The sequence below is a fragment of the Acinetobacter sp. YH12100 genome, assembly GCF_013419135.1.
Lineage (GTDB): Bacteria > Pseudomonadota > Gammaproteobacteria > Pseudomonadales > Moraxellaceae > Acinetobacter > Acinetobacter pseudolwoffii.
This window is the reverse complement of the sequence record NZ_VPAQ01000053.1, coordinates 1-1,456: the sequence shown is the minus strand read 5'-3', so window position 1 is coordinate 1,456 and position 1,456 is coordinate 1. Positions and strand designations below refer to the sequence as shown.

General features: G+C 36.1%; 2 pseudogenes. One reads left to right on the top strand and one right to left on the bottom strand.

Going from position 1 to position 1,456, the window contains the following annotated elements:
* Positions 1–128: 128 nt before the first annotated feature.
* Positions 129–434, top strand: a pseudogene (locus FTU40_RS15090) (roadblock/LC7 domain-containing protein); the annotation flags it as partial.
* Positions 435–482: 48 nt separating this feature from the next.
* On the opposite strand, the pseudogene FTU40_RS15405 reads toward FTU40_RS15090, so the two are convergent.
* Positions 483–578: pseudogene (locus FTU40_RS15405) on the bottom strand (IS5/IS1182 family transposase); the annotation flags it as partial.
* Between the last annotated feature and the right edge of the window lie 878 nt (positions 579–1,456).

Genomic DNA, 1,456 nt, shown 5'->3' with positions numbered 1-1,456 from the left:
CTCGGTTAATTAAGGCTCGGTTATAGGATGACCAATTGGTTGTACGGTAGATTTTAGAGGCAGGCTTATTCATTTTGAAATTATATTGCTGAATAAGCTTTTGATGCTAGGTTTGTGCAACAAAGCCCTCTTCAGATGGTTTTGAACTTGCGTCAGTGCATAAAAAGGATGTTGAAAATCATGGAAAACTTGCGGCTGTAAGTAGTTCAATTCTGGCTATGATTCATGCATTTATGAATGAAATTAATTTTACAGGATGCCAGAGCATAACCCTAGATGCAGATAATGGTAAGGCTGTTATGGCATCTACTCAACATCCTAGTTTTCCAATGCTTATAGTCATTCTTTCTTCCAAAGAAGTTTTACTGGGTCAGCTACTGTACGCAACCAAAAAAGCTAGCACTGATATTGCAGCATATAAAATTAAAATTTAGGTTTTAAATGCTATATCCTATTTATATTTATGAAACTATGATCTGTCATCAATTAAGCCAAATTATTGTTAAGGCAAGATAAATTGCTGACAAAAAGTTTTGAACTAATTTATCATAACGTATGGTAATAATACGATACTGCTTGAGCTTGGCAAAAAAAGTTCCCGATCAAATATCGTGCTTTATAAAGATATCGGTTTATAATCACCTTGACTCATAGCGTTATTTTTAGAGGGTATCACGCCTTAAGCATTAATTTTATGGATTGGAACAATTATTCGATCTTTAGACTTTTAGGGGTTACCTATGGGCTAAGTTTGACTGAATAATAAGTCCAGCAATATATCAGCAACATTTAAATCATGAACTTGCCCAGCAACAGTAAGATAAAATTTTATTGGATTGCCTAAGACATCATTATGAGCACGCATTTTGGTGCTTAAGTTATCTTTCCTCCGTCCGATCGCCTGATTTCTTCCCCAGCGCTGTGTTGATGAGCACAATGGTGGAGTCGAACATGGCTATTCATTGTCACTGTCATGTGACAGCACTTCAAAGACTCTCTGCCACACACCTGCTTTAGGCCAACGACTAAAACGAATATCCACGACGCTGAAATCACCAAATGTTATGAAAAGACTCACTCGCTAATGAATATCTGAACGATACCGAACTGCTCTCAGCAAATAATCAGTTATCTTTATCAATTACTCTAACAATTTCTATTCTAATATCTAAATCATGCCAGTAACACCTAAGAAAGTTGTCACAGGATTTATTAAATAAAGACCTAGCACTTAGTCCTATTCTAACTATCTTAATAGCTAAACTTGAACATATCTCAATCATTTTTTGAAAAGCTTGAGATTTAAATAATAACTTGATTATTTTAAATACACAAAAAAACACCCCCTGCTGATGCAGGGGGTGTTTCGAATAATGAGCTGGCGATGACTTACTCTCACATGGGTAACCCCACACTACCATCAGCGCAAAGAGGTTTCACTTCTGAGTTCGGGAAG